The sequence below is a fragment of the Pseudoalteromonas sp. BSi20495 genome (genome assembly GCF_000241185.1).
GTDB lineage: Bacteria > Pseudomonadota > Gammaproteobacteria > Enterobacterales > Alteromonadaceae > Pseudoalteromonas > Pseudoalteromonas fuliginea.
The window spans coordinates 1-273 of sequence record NZ_BADY01000004.1; the positions used below are offsets into that span (position 1 = coordinate 1).

A 273-nucleotide genomic window follows, 5' to 3' on the forward strand; every position below is an offset into this window, starting at 1 on the left:
TTGTAAAGAGAACAACACTTATTGTTTTGGGTCTGTAGCTCAGCTGGTTAGAGCGCACCCCTGATAAGGGTGAGGTCGGTAGTTCAAATCTACTCAGACCCACCACTTCTTGTCTAATCAAGAAGATGGTTAAAACAGTAAGTACCAGCATATGTGGGGCTATAGCTCAGCTGGGAGAGCGCCTGCCTTGCACGCAGGAGGTCAGCAGTTCGATCCTGCTTAGCTCCACCACTTTTACTTCTTAAAAATAAATATTCTTTATCGGGCCATTAA

General features: G+C 45.1%; 2 tRNA genes. Both read left to right on the top strand.

The features are described from left to right. The first annotated feature begins 28 nt into the window (after positions 1 to 28). Positions 29 to 105 (top strand) — tRNA-Ile (locus tag P20495_RS19305). A gap of 50 nt (positions 106 to 155) precedes the next feature. Then, positions 156 to 231 (top strand) — tRNA-Ala (locus P20495_RS19300). The last annotated feature ends 42 nt before the right edge of the window (positions 232 to 273 follow it).